Source organism: Marinobacter sp. (assembly GCF_039977835.1).
Taxonomy (GTDB): Bacteria; Pseudomonadota; Gammaproteobacteria; order Pseudomonadales; family Oleiphilaceae; genus Marinobacter.
Window position 1 is genome coordinate 106,323 of record NZ_JBDWCL010000004.1, and the last position, 20,246, is coordinate 126,568.

General features: G+C 59.8%; 17 protein-coding genes. 16 read left to right on the forward strand and 1 reads right to left on the reverse strand.

Features of this window, described 5'->3' with window-relative positions; translation table 11 throughout:
- The first annotated feature begins 7 nt into the window (after window positions 1–7).
- From tagH to ABJM11_RS01035, 16 genes are all read left to right on the forward strand, one after another.
- Window positions 8–1,342 carry a type VI secretion system-associated FHA domain protein TagH gene (tagH, locus tag ABJM11_RS00960; RefSeq protein ID WP_348294312.1) on the forward strand — a complete coding sequence of 445 codons (1,335 nt, stop codon included), beginning with the start codon at window positions 8–10 and terminating at the stop codon, window positions 1,340–1,342.
- Window positions 1,339–1,872, forward strand: a complete 534-nt coding sequence (gene tssJ, locus ABJM11_RS00965) for a type VI secretion system lipoprotein TssJ (RefSeq protein WP_348294313.1) — start codon at window positions 1,339–1,341, stop codon at window positions 1,870–1,872. Before tagH ends, tssJ begins: the two co-directional genes overlap by 4 nt.
- Window positions 1,872–3,206 (forward strand): type VI secretion system baseplate subunit TssK, encoded by a 1,335-nt coding sequence (gene tssK / locus ABJM11_RS00970; protein WP_348294315.1) that lies wholly within the window; start codon window positions 1,872–1,874, stop codon window positions 3,204–3,206. The genes tssJ and tssK overlap by 1 nt, the downstream gene beginning before the upstream one ends.
- Window positions 3,207–3,209: 3 nt before the next feature.
- Entirely contained in the window at window positions 3,210–4,037 is an 828-nt protein-coding gene (icmH, locus tag ABJM11_RS00975; RefSeq protein WP_348294316.1) for a type IVB secretion system protein IcmH/DotU, read from the forward strand.
- A gap of 10 nt (window positions 4,038–4,047) precedes the next feature.
- Window positions 4,048–6,690 (forward strand): type VI secretion system ATPase TssH, encoded by a 2,643-nt coding sequence (gene tssH, locus ABJM11_RS00980; protein WP_348294317.1) that lies wholly within the window; start codon window positions 4,048–4,050, stop codon window positions 6,688–6,690.
- Window positions 6,691–6,860: 170 nt separating this feature from the next.
- A complete protein-coding gene (locus ABJM11_RS00985; RefSeq protein ID WP_348294416.1) occupies window positions 6,861–8,426 on the forward strand; it encodes a sigma 54-interacting transcriptional regulator in 1,566 nt (521 codons plus the stop codon).
- Complete coding sequence (gene vasI / locus ABJM11_RS00990; protein ID WP_348294319.1) at window positions 8,423–9,076, forward strand: type VI secretion system-associated protein VasI; 654 nt, start codon at window positions 8,423–8,425, stop codon at window positions 9,074–9,076. The genes ABJM11_RS00985 and vasI overlap by 4 nt, the downstream gene beginning before the upstream one ends.
- A 44-nt stretch (window positions 9,077–9,120) precedes the next feature.
- Complete coding sequence (gene tssA / locus ABJM11_RS00995; protein WP_348294320.1) at window positions 9,121–10,557, forward strand: type VI secretion system protein TssA; 1,437 nt, start codon at window positions 9,121–9,123, stop codon at window positions 10,555–10,557.
- 33 nt (window positions 10,558–10,590) lie between these two features.
- Window positions 10,591–14,175 (forward strand): type VI secretion system membrane subunit TssM, encoded by a 3,585-nt coding sequence (tssM, locus tag ABJM11_RS01000; RefSeq protein ID WP_348294322.1) that lies wholly within the window; start codon window positions 10,591–10,593, stop codon window positions 14,173–14,175.
- A gap of 83 nt (window positions 14,176–14,258) precedes the next feature.
- Window positions 14,259–14,702, forward strand: coding sequence for a DUF4124 domain-containing protein (locus tag ABJM11_RS01005; protein WP_348294323.1), 444 nt, complete (start codon window positions 14,259–14,261; stop codon window positions 14,700–14,702).
- A gap of 257 nt (window positions 14,703–14,959) precedes the next feature.
- Window positions 14,960–15,283: a hypothetical protein gene (locus ABJM11_RS01010; protein WP_348294325.1), complete on the forward strand. Its 324-nt coding sequence runs from the start codon at window positions 14,960–14,962 to the stop codon at window positions 15,281–15,283.
- 2 nt (window positions 15,284–15,285) lie between these two features.
- Entirely contained in the window at window positions 15,286–15,789 is a 504-nt protein-coding gene (locus ABJM11_RS01015) for a hypothetical protein (RefSeq protein WP_348294327.1), read from the forward strand.
- Window positions 15,790–15,860: 71 nt separating this feature from the next.
- Window positions 15,861–17,174 carry a glycerophosphodiester phosphodiesterase family protein gene (locus ABJM11_RS01020; RefSeq protein WP_348294329.1) on the forward strand — a complete coding sequence of 438 codons (1,314 nt, stop codon included), beginning with the start codon at window positions 15,861–15,863 and terminating at the stop codon, window positions 17,172–17,174.
- Between the two features lie 104 nt (window positions 17,175–17,278).
- Entirely contained in the window at window positions 17,279–18,187 is a 909-nt protein-coding gene (locus tag ABJM11_RS01025; protein ID WP_348294331.1) for a hypothetical protein, read from the forward strand.
- 29 nt (window positions 18,188–18,216) lie between these two features.
- Complete coding sequence (locus ABJM11_RS01030) at window positions 18,217–18,471, forward strand: hypothetical protein (protein ID WP_348294332.1); 255 nt, start codon at window positions 18,217–18,219, stop codon at window positions 18,469–18,471.
- A gap of 148 nt (window positions 18,472–18,619) precedes the next feature.
- Window positions 18,620–19,198 carry a porin family protein gene (locus tag ABJM11_RS01035; protein WP_348294334.1) on the forward strand — a complete coding sequence of 193 codons (579 nt, stop codon included), beginning with the start codon at window positions 18,620–18,622 and terminating at the stop codon, window positions 19,196–19,198.
- A gap of 65 nt (window positions 19,199–19,263) precedes the next feature.
- On the opposite strand, the gene cysK is transcribed toward ABJM11_RS01035, so the two are convergent.
- Window positions 19,264–20,235, reverse strand: coding sequence for a cysteine synthase A (gene cysK / locus ABJM11_RS01040; RefSeq protein ID WP_348294335.1), 972 nt, complete (start codon window positions 20,233–20,235; stop codon window positions 19,264–19,266).
- Window positions 20,236–20,246 lie beyond the last annotated feature (11 nt).

Sequence of the window (20,246 nt, forward strand, 5' to 3'; positions counted from 1 at the left end):
ACCGGATATGGAACATCAATCAACCCGCAGCCTGAAGCTGGTGGTTAGCAACCCCACCCAGGTGGCCAGTGGCCTGGCGCGGGAACATGTGTTCAGCGTCACTGGTGGCTCGATTGGCAGTGCCGGCAGCGACACCTGGCAACTGTCCTCCCACCGCACCGGCGCTGTGGCCGGCCACGCGGAAGTGCGGTTTATGGACGGCGTATTCTGCCTGATCGACCGTAGTGGCCGCACCTACGTCAACAGCGCCACTCAGCCAGTGGGTCGTGGTCGCCGGGCCCGCCTGAAGACCGGCGATATCATCACCATCGGTCGTTATCAGCTCAAGGCGGAGATGCTTGATGACCCCCGCCATAACGGGGCCCTGCCGGAGGAGCTAGAGGACACCACCCTGGTCAATGTGGATGAAGGTCAGCTGATACGTGCAGAAAAGCGCGAACTGGAGGCCGTTGGTGATGAACCTCTGCACGGCCTGCAGCCGGCACCAGGCGAAACCTTCAGCGATGACCCGTTGCAGGCCTGGACCGACACACGTGAGGAAAACCGTAACTTCGAGGAGGACGCTAACCGTGAGCGAGACTCCCTGCTGGCAGACAAGCCGCAGTGGCACGCCCGCGAGGGCGTCGTCACCGACGAATACCGTGAGAACCGTGATGTAGCCATGGGGTTGCCCATGCGAAAAGGAGAGCGTGACAGCATGTCCGAGACCAACAAGCCGGCGCGTCGCCGGGAGGCCAATGACCAGAGCCGACAGCACATCAGCGGCGCGCCGCTGTTGCGCGGCATGGACACTGACCTGGGCTTTGCCGACAGCGATGAGATGCGCCTTTTCTTGGAAGAGGCCGGCCAGACCCTGAAAGCGACGGTGGAGGGTCTGTTAAGGCTTCACCAGGGTGAAGATAGCCGACACCAGGCCCTGCGCACCCGCCTCCAGCCCATCGAGGACAACCCGTTGCGACTGGGCGAGGACTATAACGATACCGTGCAGACCCTGTTCGCCAGCCAGCGCAGTCCGGTTCATCTGTCCGCCCCGGCGGCGGTAAGCGAGAGCCTGCAAAGCCTTCATCAGCATCAGGTGGCCACCCAGACTGCCATCCGCGAGGGGCTGGAGGCCATTCTTCACGCCTTCTCACCAGAGGCGTTGCTGCGCCGTTTCCACGGTTATCGCCGCGGGCTGAAAACCGATGAAGACGAGGGCAACTGGGCATGGGAGATGTACCAACACTATTACCGGGAACTGAGTTCCAGTCGTCAGCAGGGTTTCGAGCGTCTTTTTCAGGAGGTGTTCGAACAGGCTTACGATCAACAACTGCGTCAATTACAGAGGGAGAACCTGTCGTGAAGTACTGCAAATGGAGTTTGCTGGTCGCCATTCTCGTTTTGGTGGGGTGTAGCACCCCCTACAATGCGGTTACCAAAACCGCCAAGGTCATGTGGGACCCGGAGATCCCCGTGGGTTACCCGGAAGACCTGCCCAGCCGGGTGGATCTGACCATGCTGGCGGAGCCGGATGTGAACCCCAACGAATCCCTGGCCCCCACACCCATTGCGTTCCAGATCATCGAGATGCGGGACAGCTCACGGTTGATGGCGGCGGATTTTGACCAGTTGCTGGGTGAACTGGAGCCATCACTGGGCCGCAACTACGTAGATCACAGCGATTACACCCTGGTGCCGGGACAGTTCAAGTTTATCGAGCCTTTTGAAATTGCCGAAGACACGCGCTTTATCGGCGTGATCGCCTTCTACGCCTACCCAAACCTGTCCCAGTGGAAAAAGGTGGTGAAGGTGGACCCCATCGGAGGTCGCTACCACCTGCTGGTCAACCTCCGCGAGCGTGAAGTCACACTCAGAAGGTCGGATGAATCCTGATGTCTGCAACCAATAGAGTCGTCTGGAGTGATGGGTTGTTCATCAAGCCCCAGCATTTCCAGCAGCAACAACGTTACCTGGAGCACCAGATCAACGAACGGGCCCTGGCGGTTTCTGATTACCTCTATGGTTTCAGTGACCTGGAGCTCAACGCTGAATACCTGAGCTTTGGCCGGGTGGGCCTGGTGAGGGCCAGCGGTCTGTTTCCGGATGGCACCCGTTTTTGCCTGCCCCAGGACGATGTGATGCCAGAGCCCCTGGAAATCACCGACGCCTCCGTGGCCAACCAGGTGGTGTACCTGGCCCTGCCGCTGGGCAGCGAGAGCCTGGCGGAAGTGGAGTGGCCAGAAGCTGCCATCGCCGGCCGTTTCCGTGCCCAGAGTGAAGAAATCCGGGATTTGCATTCCATTGATGGCGATTCCCACACCATCGACGTCGCACGAGTGGCCCCGAAGCTGATGCTGGAACGGGATGATCGCAGTGCCTACGCGGCCCTGGCGATTGGCCGGATCCTGGAAAAGCGCCCGGACGGCAGCCTGGTGATGGACCCGAACTTCCTCCCCACCATGCTCAGCGTGCGGGCGGCGCCCCGGTTGCAGCGGTTCGTGGGGGAAATGGCCGGATTGATGCGGGAACGGGCCAAGAACATTGCCGAGCGCGTGGGCGCTCCCGGGCAGGGCGGTGTGGCAGACGTGGCGGATTTCATGCTGCTGCAGATGCTCAACCGTGCCCATCCCCGCTTCCTGCACCTGGCGCGGCTGCGGCAGTTACACCCGGAGCGTCTCTACGAGGCGTTACTGGAATTGTGCGGCGAGCTGGTGACCTTCACCGATGAGAACCGCCTGCCCCAGGAGTACGCCGCCTACGATCACGACCTGCCGGAGGACTCGTTCACGCCGCTGATGCAGGTACTGAGGCAGTCCCTCAGCACGGTGCTGGAGCCACGCGCGCTGGCTATCCAGCTGCAGCAACGCCAGTACGGCCTCACGGTGGCGCCGATCCAGGATGCACAGCTGATCGGCCAGGCCGAGTTCATTCTGGCAGTGAAGGCGGACATGCCGCTCGACGACCTGCGCAAGCAGTTCACCCAGCAGTGCAAGGTGGCGTCGGTGGAGAAAATCCGCGATCTCATCAGTCTGCAATTGCCGGGAATTCCGCTGTCGGCCCTTCCGGTGGCGCCCCGTCAGTTGCCGTATCACGCCGGGTTCGTGTACTTCCGGTTGGACGACCAGAGCCAGGCCTGGCAGATGCTCGACAACGCCAGCGGCTTTGCGTTCCACGTGGCCGGCAGTTTCCCGGGAATGGAAATGCAGTTCTGGGCAATCAGGAGCTAGATCATGGCAGATGCACCGGTGATGGATTCACCCAATGGCAACACGGAAACAGGTGGCAGTGCGTTTGATGACCTGATGTTTGCGGACAGCAACCGCGATGGTCGCGTGGGAGACCAGGGCTTCGGTAATGATCAGTTCCAGCTGCGGGGCCTGGAGGATAACCGGCTGATTGATGCCGCCACGCCCCTGCTGGGGCTGGTTATCCGGGTGCGCCGGCTGGCGGATTTCCACGGTGTGGAAAACCTGTACCAACAGGTGGTGGACGAAGTGGCCGCCATCGACCGGGAGCTGGTGGAGCAGGGTTACGAGCGGCCGACCGTGGTGGCCTATCGCTACGTACTCTGCGCCTTTATCGACGAAGCCGTTCTGGGCACCGATTGGGGTGCCCACAGCGTGTGGTCCCAGCATTCGTTGCTGTCCCGCTTCCACAACGAAACCTGGGGTGGCGAGAAGGTGTTCGCCATCACCGCCCGCATGGAGCAGGAACCGGAACGTTACCGCGACATGCTGGAGTTCATCTACCTGTGCCTGTGCCTGGGATTCGAAGGCCGCTACAAGGTGATGACCAACGGCCGGGACGAATACGAACAGATTATCCGCGGGTTGTACGAACAGATTCGCGGGTTGCGTCGCGACGAGGAACCGCAGCCGCTGACCCGCGCACTGGACAACGTAACCCCGGCTCGCAACCGGCTTCGAACTGGCCTTCCCCTATGGGGCATTGGCGGACTCTTTGTGGCCGCCATGGCCGGGGTATACACGCTTTACAACATAGCGCTGAACGAACGCATCAGGGATGTGCTCAGCGTACTGGAACAACTCCCGAAATAAGGAGATCACTGTGATTCGGGTAGAACTGCCGGCGCTGATTGGGCGCCTCAACGAGATTTGTCGCCAGGGAATGGAAAGCTCGGCGGCCCTGTGTATCAGTCGCCAGGGTGCGGAAATCACTCCCTCCCACCTGCTGTTCAAGCTGCTGGAGACACCGTTTACGGATGTGCGCCAGATTCTGGACAGCACCGGTATTGACCACCACACTCTGCAGCCGGTAGTTGGGGACAGCCTGAACGGCGAGCCCCAGTCTGCCGAGCCATACCCGTCGTTCTCGCCGTTGCTGATCGAGCTGCTGCAGGATGCCTGGCTGATTGCCTCCACCGAACTTGGCCACACCGACCTGCGCTCCGGTGCCATCATGCTGGCATTGCTGATGAACGCGGACCGCTATCTGATGCCCCAGGTCAGCCAGCGTCTGAAAGACATCAACCGCGAACAACTGCGCCGCCAGTTCGATTCCATGACCCGCGGCTCGATCGAACAGCCCCGCGCCGAGCATGGCCCCAGTGCCGCCAATCAGGCGCAGGTGGACATGGACCCGCTCAAGCGTTACGCCACCGACTTCACCAATCTGGCTCGCGATAAAAAGCTGGACCCGGTGGTGTGCCGCGACGCGGAAATCGACCAGATGATCGACATCCTCTGTCGTCGTCGCAAGAACAATCCCATTGTGGTCGGCGATGCCGGCGTGGGCAAAAGCGCCGTTGTTGAAGGCCTGGCACTGCGTATCGTCAATGGCGATGTGCCGGAGCGCCTGACGGGCGTGGAACTGTGGACCCTGGACATGGGCGCCCTGCAGGCTGGCGCCTCGGTAAAAGGTGAGTTCGAAAAACGTCTGAAAGGTGTGATTGAAGCGGTGAAAAGCTCCGCGACGCCCATCATCCTGTTTATCGACGAAGCCCACACCCTGATCGGTGCCGGCAACAGCGAAGGTGGCTCCGACGCCGCCAACCTGCTCAAACCGGCCCTGGCCCGCGGCGAACTGCGCACCATCGCGGCCACCACCTGGCGCGAGTACAAGAAATACTTCGAGAAAGACCCGGCCCTGAGCCGCCGCTTCCAGCCCGTTGCGCTGGATGAGCCTACGCCGGCCCAGGCGGTTCACATCCTCCGTGGCCTGCGCACCGTCTACGAAAAGGCACATCAGGTCCTGATCGCCGACAGCGCCCTGAAAGCCGCAGCCGACATGTCGGCGCGCTACCTGGCTGGCCGTCAGCTGCCGGATAAGGCCATCGACGTACTCGACACCGCCTGCGCCCGGGTCAGCCTCAACCTCAGTACGCCTCCGCGCCGCCTAAGCCACGTGCGCAGTGAACTGCACCAGCTGGGCATGGAGCAGGAACTGATGACGCGTGAGCAGACCCTCGGGCAGACCATCGACCAACACCGCGAGGAAGAACTGGTCGCGAGGCTGGAGACCCTGCGAGTGGAAGCGGAAGAGCTGGAACAGCGCTGGAACGACCAGCGGGAACTGGTGGCGCGCCTCGTGGACATTCGTGAGCAATTGCTGAGCGAGGACACTGTCGATGCTGACGCGGACGTATCAGCGGAAGACACCACGCCGGAAACCAACGAAGAGCGCCCCGACCTGAAAAGCGAAGCCGCCGCCATCGAACAGGAACTGGAAGAGCTGCAGGCCGACGAGCCACTGGTACATGCCCGTGTCGACGCCCGCCAGGTGGCCGAAGTCATCGCCGACTGGACCGGGATTCCGGTCAACCGCATGACCGCCGACGAACTGGAAAAAATCACCCGCCTGCCGGAATACCTGCAATCCCACATCAAGGGCCAGGACACCGCCATTGGCGCACTGCACCAGCACCTGCTCACCGCCCGCGCCGACCTGCGTCGCCCGGGTCGACCCATGGGTGCCTTCCTGTTGGCCGGCCCCAGCGGTGTTGGTAAAACCGAAACCGTGGTGCAACTGGCCGAATTGCTCTACGGCGGCCGCCAGTTCCTCACCACCATCAACATGTCCGAGTACCAGGAGAAGCACACCGTGTCCCGCCTGATTGGCTCACCGCCGGGCTACGTGGGCTTCGGCGAAGGCGGCATCCTCACCGAAGCCATCCGCCAGAAGCCCTATTCAGTCGTGCTGCTCGACGAAGTCGAAAAAGCCCACCCGGAAGTGCTCAACCTGTTCTACCAGGCCTTCGATAAAGGCGAACTGGCCGACGGCGAAGGCCGCGTGATCGACTGCAAGAACGTGGTGTTCTTCCTCACCTCGAACCTGGGCTACCAGACCATCGTCAAACACTCGGACGAGCCCGAAAAAATCGAAGAAGCGCTGTACCCGGAACTGGCCGATTTCTTCAAACCGGCACTGCTGGCGCGCATGGAAGTCGTGCCCTACCTGCCGCTGGGCGAGGAAACCCTCAATCGCATTGTTGGCGACAAACTCGACCGCCTGGCCACCCAGATCGGCGACCGTTACCACACCACAGTGGAACTGGAAGGTGGCCTGGTGGAAGCCATCCGCAGCCGCGCCACCCGCAGTGAAAACGGTGCGCGAATGCTGGAGTCAATCATCGAAGGTGAACTGCTGCCTTCGGTCTCGCTCGCATTGCTCGAGAAGCTGGCAGCGAGAGAGCCGGTCACAAGAGTGACGCTGGGCGTCCAGAACAACAAATTCACCGGGGTTGTTGCATAAGGCAGCTGGAAGGTAGCGGGCCCTGTGGTTCGGCTTTCCAAATACCCTGCGGAGCCATGGATGGCGGAGCGGAGCGTACAGGGATGTATTCACAGCGTGTTTTGGAAAGCCGAACCACAGGGTACGCGGTCGGCGAACAACCAATACAGGGAAGAAAAAGAATGGGACGGATGCAGACGGAGTTGCACACCGGCATAGACCTGGCGGTTGAACTGCTCCGCCAGGACAACCTGCCAACCCTGCTGAAAGTCGCCTCACGGCAACTGGAAAACACCTTCGGCCTCAGCCGCTGCTGGACGTTGGAACTCGACCTCAGCGGGCGCACATTACACTGTGCGGCCTTGGGCGAGCATGGCGAATTCGACTGCGGCGATTTCAGCCACCCCTTTGCCCACCTGCTGCAGCAAGGCAAACCCAGGGAGCTCTCACGGGCCGCCAGCTACCGCCTGGACCACCACGGTTTTCACGCCCTGGTGGAAGCCAGCAACCGCCCCCGTTCATTCTGGCTGGAGCCCATCAAAGGCGAAGACGGCCGCACGCTCGGCATACTCGTGCTCTGCAATGAAGAGCCCGAGTGGGACGGCATCACCGCCCAACCTTTATACCGGGGTTTGCTGACACTCTTGTCCCACCAGTGGGTCAGCCAACTAAAAACCAGCGACCAGGTCTGGCAACGCCGCATGCTCAAACGCTCCCTCGATCACCTACACGACGCCGAAGCCGTGCGCCAGCGCTGTGAACAACTGGCGAACACCCTGGTTGGCAACTCCAAAGCCATGACCAACCTGCGTGCCCAGATTGTCAGGGCGGCCGGCAGCCAGCTTTCGGTGCTGGTACAGGGCGAAACCGGCTGCGGCAAGGACCTGGTGGCCGAGGGCATTCACCGCTTCTCGGACCGGGCCGCAGGGCCTATGGTCGTTGTTAACTGCGCCGCCATTCCGGACTCGCTGCTGGAAAGCGAACTCTTCGGCCACACCAGGGGCGCTTTCTCCGGTGCCGACCGGGCCAAGGAAGGTCTGTTGGCGCAGGCGAACGGTGGCACTCTGTTCCTGGACGAAATCGGCGACATGCCCATGGCGCTGCAGTCCAAACTGCTGCGGGTACTGGAAAGCCGTCGCTTCCGCCCCCTCGGGGCGCAGCAGGAAGAGCATTCCGATTTCCGTCTGGTGGCGGCAACCCATCAGCCACTGAGCAACTGTATTGAGAGCGGAAGCTTTCGTCGGGACCTGTTCTATCGCCTCAGCCAGTTCCCGCTGTGGGTTAAACCCCTGCGGGAGCGGCCAGAAGATCTGGAGCCCCTGTGTCGGCATTTCATCCGCGAATACACTGCTCGTGAAGGCGTTGGCCCCATGGGTATCAGCAGCCACGCGCTCAGTATGCTTGCGGGTTACAGCTTCCCTGGCAATGCTCGCGAATTACGCAACATTGTCGAGTTCGCCTGCCTGCAGACACCGGTTGGTGACGATATCCAGCCAGAAGTATTGCGGCTGGACGATCTTTTCCCAAATCAGGAAACCTGTGTTGTCGGTGACTTTCAGTCACAGATGGTTCCGGGTCTCCCCCAGGTGGACGCAGTGGATGACCTAAGGGCTGCGGCCCAGGCTTTCGAAGCCGCCATCATCCGTGAACGGTTGCGCCAATATGGTGGCAATCGTGCCCAGGCTGCAGAAAGCCTGGGGCTGCCCAAGCGTACCCTGGCCCATAAATGTCTGAAGTATCAGGTGACAGAAGCGTGAATCCGTTTACCAGAAGTAACCGCCTACGTGCCGCTGCGTTCTGCGCCGTCGGTATGACGTCTTCCCTGGCTGTCGGTGCGGATACCGGTCAGCAACTGGCAGCCGCCCGGGACTGCACCACCGAAAGCCAGCGCCTGGAACGGCTGGCCTGCTTTGATGAGGTGTTTGGTACCCCGGTGGCCGTAGTGATTGAAAACATCAGCAGTGGCAACCAGCCCGAACGCTGGCGCCAGGCCTTCGCGCAGGAACAGCGTCGAAGGCCGGGGGATGGTCCGCTCTACCGTGATACCGCAGAACTGGCCGGGCATCTGCTCACGCTCAGTGCCCTCGGGGTGAAACCGCCAAGGCCACTGCTCGCGGTTCAGTGTCACAACAACATCACCGAGCTCACACTGATGCTGCCGGAAGCCGTGAAGGAAGAACGTGTCACCGTTGATTTCGGCCAGGGCCGGCAGATCTGGCGGGTCCGGGACGATGGTTTTGTCATCAGCGGCGGCCGTGGGCTGCCCGCAATCCGCACAGTCCGGAATATGGCCGCCTCATCCAGGGTGGCCGTGGCCTCATCCAGCGGCGTCGTTGATGGGCTGATGTTTGACCTGACCGGTTTCCGCGACACTCTCAAGCCACTGCAGGACGCCTGTGGCTGGTAGTGATCAAGAGCAATGAAAAACGTTTGCAAAGACAGGGATTGGACATGCAGGCAGTAGAGCAGCATCCATACGTTGAACAGGTACTGAGCCGTTTTTCCGGTGAGAACGCCACGGGTAGCAACCTGATGGACGATCCCACCATGGAATACCTCGAGAACGAAATCATGAAAGTGGGCTCGCTGGCCCACACCGGCGTGGAATGGGGCAAGGTGGAGAGCGAGTCGCTACGGCTGCTGTCGGACACCAGCAAGGATCTCAAGGTGCTGGGCTTCCTGATGCTGTGTTTGCAGCGTGGCGGCAACGGCGAGCGCTTTGCCCTGTCGCTGTACCTGCTGCACCGGGTACTGGACACCTGGTGGGAGGAGGCCTGGCCCTATCCAGGCGACAAAGGTAAGCGCGCCCGCAAGATGCTGATAACCCAGATTCTGCAGCGTGCTCTCAAGGAAGTGTCGGCACTGAATTTTGACGGCGGCGTGGGCGATGGCCGCGAATTCTGTCTCACTATCCTGGGCAAACTGCTGGAGCAGGCAGGTGCCCGCCAACTGCCGGATGACGGGCTGCTCGACCTGCGCCGGGCGGTGGAGAAGCTGCCGTCCCCGTCGGACGCGCCGGCCCCGGCCGAAGCCGCCCAAAAAACCAAAACGGCCGCACCGGCTTCTTCCGGGGCCTCGTCACCCCATGGCAGCAGCTCGTCTTCCGCTTCCCTCGGTGACCTGACCCTGGACCCGGCGAACGAACGGGCCACCCGCCAGAGCCTGCTGAAAGTGGCCGACCTGCTGACGGAAACCTCGCCTGCCGATGTGCTCGGTTACCAACTTCGTCGCTACGCCATCTGGCAGACCATAACCTCGGTTCCTCCCGCCCGGGACGGTATCAAGAGCGACCTGGCCGCCGTGAGTGCCGACCGTGTGGCGGACTACCGCGAGGGCCTGTCGAAGTCACCGGACCTGGCGCTCTGGCAGCGCATCGAACAAAGCCTGTCGGTCAGTCCATTCTGGCTGGAAGGTCACTGGCTGAGTGCGCAGGTGGCTTTGGCACTAGGGCACGAGTCGTGTGCGGAGGTCATTCGTACGGCCGTTAAAGCCTTTGTTGAACGACTGCCAGAGCTGGGCGACATGACCTTTAACGATGGCACCCCTTTTCTGCCCAAGACGGTGGCCGACTGGATGCTCAGCGGCCCGGCGAAGAGTGGTTCCGCGGGGGGCGCGAGTTCCTGGGAACAGGCGTATGACGATGCCCGGGGTGTAATGGAACAGAAAGGCCTTGCACCGGCGATGCAACTGCTGGAAGAAGGGCTGGAGTCGGCCAGGGAGCCCAGGGATCGTTTCTATTGGCGGCTGATGAGCAGTCAACTGATGAAAGACAGCGGCATGAAAAGCCTCGCCAGACAGCAGGTACAGGATCTGCGTGAGCAGACCCGTGGGATGAGCCTTGAAGACTGGGAGCCTGGCCTTGTGGCCCGGCTGGACAGACTTGCATAAACACAGACGGATTAATTAACAGGAATGGACACCATGTGGAGACAAGCCCTACTCATTGGACGACGGATACTGCCCTATGTGCGCAGTGCGGCGCCGATAACCCTGGCGCTGGGTGTGGTGGTACTGCTGGGGGCAACCTGGTGGCTCGGCCCCCGCCTGGAAATCAACGGCGAATACCCTCTGGCAGCCTGGCAGATGCGAGCCCTGGTAACCCTGGTGATTGTGCTTCTGGTGGCCATGGTATGGGGCACGATGCTGGCCCGTAAGTTGCGCAAGGTCAACGTCGCCAAGGCAGAGGAGCAAAAGGAGGAGGAAGATCCCATACTTCCGCTGGAGCGTCGTCAGCAACGTCTGCTTGATCGCAGGCTCGCGGAACTCAAGAGCAACCTGCCTGGCCGCAAGGGTGTCTACCGTTTGCCCTGGTATCTGGTCATGGGCCTGGAAGATGCCGGAAAAACCAGTCTCATCCAGCGTTCCGGGCAGACCTATACGCTCACCAACGTTACCCGTAACCCCCGCACGGAGCGCAACCCGTTCGGTTTCGAATGGTGGGTGGGCGATAACGGTGTACTGATCGATCCGGACGGCGAGCTGCTGAGCCAGAACGATGGCCAGGGCGCCAGCAGCGAGATCCAGCAGAGACTGTGGACCCATTTTATCAACTGGCTGGAGAAGAACCGTCCCCAGCGTCCGCTGAATGGCGTGGTGCTGGCTGTGGACCTTGCGCGCCTGAGCACGGCCAATGAACAGCAGCGCCAGGCCCAGGCTATCCTGCTCCGCACCCGTCTGCGGGAACTGATGGAACAATTGGGCTCCCGGTTGCCGGTATACATAAGCTTCACCAAGATGGATCTGCTGTATGGGTTTACGCCGTTTGCCCGCACCCTCTCGAAAGCCGAGCGTGAACAACCCCTGGGCTTTACCTTCCAACTGGACGGCCATCTGGATGCGGACGACTGGCTCGGTGAGTTTGACCAGAGCTTCAGCAAACTGGCGGAGCAACTCGGGGAGCGGCTTCCGGAGGTTCTGTCCGCCACCAGAGATGCCGAAGAACGGGCGGCAGCCTATTCCTTTACACGCCAGTTGGCGGGCCTGAAGCTGGTGCTGGACCAGTTCCTGGCGGACCTGCTGTCGGCGGACGCATTTTCAACGCCAGCCCTGGTGCGTGGCACCTACTTCACCTCCGTGGTTCAGGAAGGCGTACCGGAGGATGCTTTTGTATCTGCCGCCGCCGCAAACTATGGCCTTGCCGGCCCGATACAGCCCGCACAACGTGGCGGGCAATCCTCAAGCCTGTTTACTGAAAAGCTGTTCCCCAATGTTATCTATCGCGAAGCGGGCCTCGCTGGCGACAACCAGAAGGTGGTGGCTGGTCGACGTCGGCGGATTGCGGCTGCCGCGGTGGTCGCTGTTGCCGCCGGCCTGGGGATGACCGCCGGCTGGCAGCATTACTTTATTCAGAACGCCGAAGCTGCCACGGCAGTCGAGGAGCGGGTGCGTAGCTTTATCGACAACTGGCGTCCGATTGGCTACGAGCCGGATACCACCGGCCGCAATCTGCTGGGGCCTCTGGACCAGTTGCGGGAAGCCACGCTGGCGTTCGGAGATTATCGTGCGGAACCGGCACTGGTCGCGGATATGGGCCTGTATAAGGGCCATAAGATTGGCCCGGAGGTGGAAAAGTCCTATCTGGATATGCTGGCCTACCAGTTTATGCCGGCATTGATGCTGGGCGTAATGGGAGAGATGAGCGATGCTCCGGACACCAGTTCGGAGCGACTCGATCACCTGCGTGTGTTACGCATGCTTTACGATGCCAGCGGCCGCCGCAGGGACATTGTCCTCAGCTACATGAGCGATTACTGGCAACGCGCCTACCCGGCCCAGCGGAACCTTCAGCGACGGCTGCTCAGCCATCTGGACTATGCCCTGCTGCACACGGACCTGAATCAGCGTGTGGCGGAGGGTGACAAGACTGCCGATATGGCCCTGGCGCCTTTTCGCAGCAGTGTCCAGTGGGCCCAGCATGAACTCGGACGTATCGCGACTCCGGAACGGGTTTATCGCGACCTGGAAAAGAAAGCCGCGCAGAGTTTCCGCTCACCTCTGGACCTGGCAAGGGAGTCCGGACCGGCTTTCAGCACGGTGTTCGTCAGCCTGGACGAATTCGGCGAGCCCCTGGATGAAGAGAATACCTCACAGGAAAACCCCGTTGTGATTCCATCCCTGCTGACCCGTGAAGGTCTGAATTCCTGGTTCATGCGCAAGTCCGGCTCCGTTACCGAGCTGGCCCTTGTGGATGCCTGGGTACTCGGCCGCCGGGATGATGTGGACTTCAGTGAAGCGGATGAAGCTCGGTTGCAGGCGCAATTGCAGTCTCTGTACGCAGAGAACTATGTGGCCAACTGGCGTCGGGCTTTGAGCCGGCTGGACATCCGTAACTTCAGTGACCTGAATCATGGTGTGCGTGTTCTCGAAAGCCTGACCAGTGGTCACGAGCCATTGAACCAGTTGCTGGGCCATGTAACGACAAATACCCGCCTGATTCCCGCAGGCAGCGAAGAGGCCGAGGCAGCCCGGAAGGTGATGCAGCAGTCTTCCCATTTTCAGATGGTGCAGGAAATCGAGCGTCAGTTTACTGACCTGAACGAACTGATGGACAAGCAGGGTGATGCCCCCAGCGATATGGAGCAGGTCATGGAGGTGGTTCAAAGCCTGCATACCTACCTGCGGGGGATCCAGGAAGCGCCGGATCGTGGCAAGGCCGCGCTATCCGCCGCCCGCGCCCGTATGGGACTCCAAGGGGCTGATCCGATTTTCACACTCCAGCGGGTGGCTTCCAACCAGCCTGCGCCCCTGGATCGCATGCTGGAAAAACTGGCGTCCGAAAGCTGGCGAGTGGTGCTGGACCAGGCGGTGGCGCAATTGGAGCGTCAGTGGTACCAGGAAGTGTATCAGCCGTTCCAGCAGAGCCTGGCCAGGCATTACCCGTTCAGTCCTGGTGCTGGCCGTGATGCCGCATTACAGGATTTTGAGCGCTTCTTCGCACCGGATGGTGTGCTGGATACATTCTACAAAGAGAACCTGAAACTGTTCCTGGAAGATCATCCAGAGCATATTGCCGGTTCCAAGCGTGCCAGCCTGGTTCGTCGCGACGTATTGGCGTCGCTGGAAAAGGCTGAAAACATTCGCCGGGCCTTCTTTACCAGAAGCGGCTCACTGGATGTTGAGTTCGCACTTGAACCGTTGCACCTGTCTTCCAACAAGCGTCGCAGTGTGATGAATGTGGACGGACAGCTGGTAGAGTTCAGTCATGGCCCGAGCCAGAGCATTCCCCTGGTATGGCCCAATACCTTGCGGGATTCGGTCGAAAGTCGGGTCACCCTGGTGCCAACGGAAGTGAACCGGTCCCCCAGGAGTCTCTCGGAAAACGGCCCATGGGCGTTGTTCCGCCTTCTGGACGAGGCAGACATCACTGGTGTGAGCAGCAGTGCGGTGGACGTGCGGTTTGCCCTGGACGAGGGCGAGATGCGTTATCGCCTGCATGCAGGCAGCAATACCAATCCGTTTACACAGAAGTTGCTGGCGGGGTACCAGATTCCGCGCAGCCTGTATTAGGCCGCCAGGTGTGGGCGCTCTGGCTTGAACGCCGCCCGGGTATTTCGTATAAGTATCGGTTTATTGATAGGGAAGGGTAATCAATGAAAGGACTCCTGCTACTCCTGTGGTTGCTGGTGACCCTCGTGGCTCAAGCCGGCACTTACCGCTGGGTTGACGAGAACGGCCAGACCCACTTCAGTGACCGCCCGCCGGTGAACACAGTCGCGGACGAAGTTTCGCTCAAGGCCGCCGCCCCATCCGCGGACAAGGCGGCCAGTGAACGCAAACGGCGAGTGAACGAGTTCCTGGAGCAGAGCGAGAGGGAGCGTGCTGAGCGCAACAGGGCGGAAGCAGAGCAGCAGGCAGAGGCGGCACAGTATGAAGCTCGCTGCCAGGCTCTTCGGGCACGGTTGAAATTCCTCAAGAGTGTGTCTGGAATCTATCGGCTCAACAACGAAGGTGAGCGGGTTTTCGTTGACGATCAGGAAAACGAGCGCCTTCGTCGTGAGTTCCGGGCAAAGGTTCAGAATGAGTGTGATAGCTGATAATTTATTCCAGGGAACGGCTTCATAAAGCTGACATTGCCTGCAGATGAGGGGACCTTCATATAAAGGCCGATAGCTTGTGCTACAGTAGTTATCACCGTGGCCGTTTTTAACCACTCCATGGTGCCTGAATCCTGCGGGAGATCATCAGACTGTCTTTTGCCGGTATTCAGTTGAAAGGTTCCAGAGTTCTAGCAAGTTCTTATCGTTACCAAACGCCGAAACAGCAGTATCGTTTACTGACAAGGAGGCAACAGATGGAAGCGAAATCCAACCAGAACGATTATGAACAGGTCAGAGAAGATCTGAGGAAACTCAGCGAGGATCTCTCCAAACTCACCAAATCCGTTGCTGAAGGGCAGAAGAGCAATATAAGCAGTCTCCGCGATGAAATCCGCCGGGAAAGCCGCGCGGCTTTTGATCAGGTGAAACAGCGGGGGGATGAGGCCATCCACCGTGCCCGTGATGCAGGCAGCAAGGCTGTCGACGATGTCGAGCACAGGATTGAGGAGCGGCCATTCCTCAGTATCATCATCATGTTCCTCGCCGGGCTGCTTGTTGGTCGGTTACTGGACCGCTGATAATGCCTGATTCAGCCTGGCTACAGGGCGTCCTGCGCAAGGCAGTAGCAGCCATTCTCGGCCTCATGCTGGGTCTGGTGCTGTTGGTCGCCCTGTTGATTACCGGTTTTTACCTGCTCATTAATGCCGCCACACTGGCGTTGTCCCCCTTCCTGGGTGAGGCCGGTGCTTTGGCGGTCACGGGGTTGGCCTGCCTGTTGTTACTGGCTTTGTTTTTCTATCGCATGACCCGTCCGGCCGCGTCGAAAAAGTCCGCAGGTGAAGGCAAGGAGGATTCTTCGGGCTCTCCGGTGGATGTCATCAGGGATCTCGTCCGCAATAATCCATTGGAAGCCGTTGCTGCGGCATTCACACTTGGTGTGGTGGAGCAGAGCGACCCGCGCCTGAAGTCGCTGCTGTTGCAGGGCGGCATGGTGCTGATGAAAGAAGCCGAAGCTGAACATGGTCAAACAGCAGGTAAAGCAGACGCACCGGCCAGCGAAAAGGAGGAGGCGCCGGTCACCTGATCGTCACCGCACCGTAACCCGCCCCATTGATAATAGCCGTGCAGTACCATTCATCTCATAGGGAGCTTGTCATGAAGTTACGCACGTTACTGCTTATCGCATTGCTGATGTCATTATTTTCTGCCGCCGCCACGTCCGGAGAGTACGGAAAAGGCGAAAACTGGGCGCCGCCGGGCCTCGAAAAATGGCACGACAAGTGGCCGGACCCCAAGCACCGATTTCACCGCAGCAAGCGCCAGGTGCACCTCGGGCCAAGACCGTTCTGGCTGGTGGAAGACATGGACGAAGGGCCCCTGAAAGAAACCCTGCAGTCCTGTCGCGCCAGAAAGCTCCGGCCCACGGATTTCTCGATCGGCCACCGCGGTGCGCCTCTGCAGTTCCCGGAGCACACCATGGAGTCCTATGTTGCCGCTGCGCAGATGGGCGCGGGCATCCTGGAATGTGACGTTGCCTTTACCAAGGACCGGGAACTGGTCTGCCGCCATGCCCAGAACGATCTTCACACCACCACCAATATCGTGACCATTCCGGAGCTGAACGCCAAGTGTACGCAGCCGTTTGTACCGGCAGATCCGCAAAGCGGCACGGAAGCACAGGCAGAATGCCGTACTAGTGATATTACACTGGAGGAGTTCAAGTCCCTGGAAGGCAAGATGGATTCGTTCAACCCCATGGCGACGACACCTGAAGAGTACCTGAGGGGTACGGCAGACTGGCGTACCGAACTGTATGGCAGTCGTGGCACTTTGCTGACCCATCGTGAAAGCATTGAGCTGTTCAAAACGTTGGGGGTGAAGTTCACGCCGGAGCTGAAAACGCCGGTAGTTGAGATGCCGTTTGAGGGTGACTACAGCCAGCAGGATTATGCCCGCCAGATGATTCAGGATTACATTGATGCAGGCGTGAACCCCGGAGATGTATGGCCGCAATCGTTCCTGCTGGACGATGTGCTGTTCTGGGTCAACGACATGCCCCGGTTTGGCAAGCAGGCTGTGTTCCTGGACCAGGAACCGATTACGGCAGAAAACTCGTCTCTGGCCTGGATGGAAAACCTGTCAGCACAGGGTGTGAATATTCTGGCACCGGCACTCTGGAAGATGCTGACCCTGGATGGCCACCAGCAGATCGTGCCATCGGAGTACGCGGATAATGCCAGGGCGGCGGGGCTGGATCTGATTGCCTGGACCGTCGAACGCAGCGGCCCGCTGGACGGTGGCGGCGGCTGGTATCACCAGACGATTACCGACGCCATCAACAATGACGGTGACGTGTTCAACGTGATCGATGTACTGGCGCAGGATGTCGGGGTCATCGGTATCTTCTCTGACTGGCCGGCGACGACCACCTTCTATGCCAACTGCATGGGGCTTGCGGGCCGACATTAGATTGCGGTTGCCCCGCAGCCGGAGTTTGCCAGAGATTCAGCCAATCGTTAGAGCGTTGATGAGAGTAGACTGGTGATAACATCATCAGACAGTAACGGTTGAGCATGAATACAAACACCAGTCCGGTATGGCAACGGTATGCCTCAGCCATTCTCAGCGGGTTTCTGGGGGATTGGCTTGAGGCGCGCGATAACCCCCTGGCTGTGCCGATGACCTTGTTTCATGGGCATGAGCCAGTCGATCCCGTTTCCCCGCTCGTTGACGAACCCGGATCCACCCTGTGTCTCTGTGTACACGGGCTGATGGAACTGGAGTCGGTGTGGACGTTCCCCGATGACGCCAGGACCCATTACGGATCACGACTGGCGGCTGCGACAAGCGGCATGACCCCGCTGACCCTCCGTTACAACACTGGCCGTCCAATTTACCGCAATGGCGAAACCCTGGCGGATTTGCTGGATTCTCTGGTCGGCCAATGGCCGGTGCCTGTCGAGCGGATCATTCTGATTGGTCACAGCATGGGCGGACTGTTGATCCGCAGCGCCTGCCACCATGGCCAGCGCCACGGCCATCGCTGGCTGGCAGTGCTCAGTGATTGTGTCTACATCGGAGCGCCTCATGATGGTTCGTGGTTGGCAAAAGGTGCCAAGGCAGCGGCAGACCTGATGAATCGGACTTCCAGGGACTATTTTCGGGTCTTGGGCGAAGTGATCGACCTGCGCAGCGAGGGTATCCGTAACCTGTCCCGTGGGGAGGTTGGAAACGGGCCTGAGGAGGAGCCACCCTTGCTGCCGGATACCCGACATTATGCCGTCTGTGGCCTGCTGGCACGCGACCGTCAGCACCCGGTTAACACGTTGTTCGGGGATGCTCTGGTGCACGAATCAAGCGCCCGCGGTCGGGAACGGGAAGGCTGGGCACTCACTGGCGTCGCCAGCTTTCCTGGCGTCGACCATATTCGCCTGGCTCATCATCCCGGTGTAGCTGCCCAACTCGAGGAATGGTTGCTGTGAACAAACATGATAGTAACTGGTGGATCGGTATGGCTGATATAGGAGCCAGTGGCATCAATCATGGTGCCCTCAAGCTGGAAAGGGTCCATCTGTCCATTGCTGATGAAACCTTCAATGTTCTCAGGCAGGTGCCAGTTACCAGGCCCTGGAGTGAGACCATTCGCGTGGTCCATCACGGCATAGCTCGCGTCTCATACCGCAGCGTCTCACTGGTGGCCGCCCGCCTTGGGCGCCTGGCAAAACAGATCAATGGACCAGAAAGATGTGAAGCTGACATTAAATAGCATGAAATGGAGATGAACAGACCGTATGGCGCATTTAACCCACATCCTGCTGATTTGCAGGTAGCCTGAGTTCAGCTAGTCGGTATAAAGGTTTACCGGTTAATTGAGAAGGAAGTCATTAATTTCTGAACTCAGAAGGATGGTTAATATGAATTACAAATCCGGTTTTGCGTGTGTAACGGTTCTGACCTCTGCCATGTTGGCAGCCCCGGTTGTCTGGGCTCAGGATAATACCGCCCGCGACACGTCGGGTGTTTACCTGAGCGGCAGCTACGGTGGTTATAAGTCCCACGGAGGGGAGTTCGATGATGAGAACGACCTGTTCGGTGTGGGACTGGGTTACAAGTTCAACCCGTTCTTTGCGCTGGAAGCCGAGTATATTGATTTCGGCAACTTTGGCGACGATGACGTCGATGGCAAGCTGAAAGGGACTTCCCTTGGCCTGGTTGGTCGGCTGCCAGTGACCGATACCTTTGGCGTTTACGCCAGGGCCGGGGCGTTCGCCTCATCGTTTGATGTGGATGCCTTCGATGAGAGTGAAACCTACGACGAGGTCAATCCGTTTGTCGGTGCCGGCGTCGATTTCCGGGTGAGCGAGCGGCTGACTGCGTTCGCGGAGTACAACCGCTATAACGTCGATATTGACGAGGACGATTTTAACGGGCAGGTCACCAATGATGGCCCGGATTTCGATACCGGTCGTGTGGGTATGCGCTTTCAGTTCTGACGCATGCATGCAGAAAAGCCCGGGGTGAAGTCCGTCCCCGGGCTTTTTCAGTATCTCTTCCACACCTACTGCACGTTTTCCAGCTCGCCGAACCGGTCCGCGAACAGCGCGGAGGACAGGTAGCGTTCGGCGGAATCCGGCAGCACCACCACGATATTCTTGCCCTGAAATTCCGGCAGTTTGCCAATCCGGACCGCCGCCACCACGGCTGCCCCGCAGGAAATCCCGCAAAGGATGCCCTCTTCCTGCATCAGCCGGTGTGCCATCTCCATCGCGTCCTGATTACTGACTATCTCTACCCGGTCGACAAGCTCCATATCCAGATTGCGCGGAATGAAGCCCGCACCGATGCCCTGGATCTTGTGGGGGGCGGGTGTCTGTTCCTCGCCAGCCCGGGCCTGCGTGATAATTGGTGAGTCCTCCGGTTCCACGGCAACGGTCGTGATGGCCTTACCCCTGGTATTGCGTATGTAGCGGGTAACGCCGGTCAGGGTGCCACCGGTGCCAACACCGGATACGAAGATATCGATGGCGCCGTCGGTGTCGTTCCAGATTTCCGGGCCGGTGGTGTCCTCGTGGATACGGGGATTGGCCGGGTTGTCGAACTGCTGTGGCATGAAGCAGTTGTCCGGGTCTTCGGCCACGATTTCCTCGGCTTTGGCAATGGCGCCTTTCATGCCCTTGGCAGGTTCCGTAAGTACCAGCTCCGCGCCCATGGCCTTCAGTACCTTGCGGCGCTCGAGGCTCATGGATGACGGCATGGTCAGTTTCAGCTTGTATCCTCGCGCTGCCGCCACGAAGGCCAATGCGATACCGGTGTTGCCACTGGTAGGTTCAACAATGGTCATACCGGGTTTGAGAGCGCCGCGTTTTTCAGCATCCCAGATCATTGCCGCCCCAATCCGGCACTTTACGGAGTAGGCCGGGTTGCGACCTTCAATTTTGGCCCAGATGGTAGCGCCGTCATTGACCCGATTGAGCTTCACCAGAGGTGTCTTGCCGATTGACAGTGAGTTGTCCTGGTAAATGTTGGCCATGGTGATCTCCT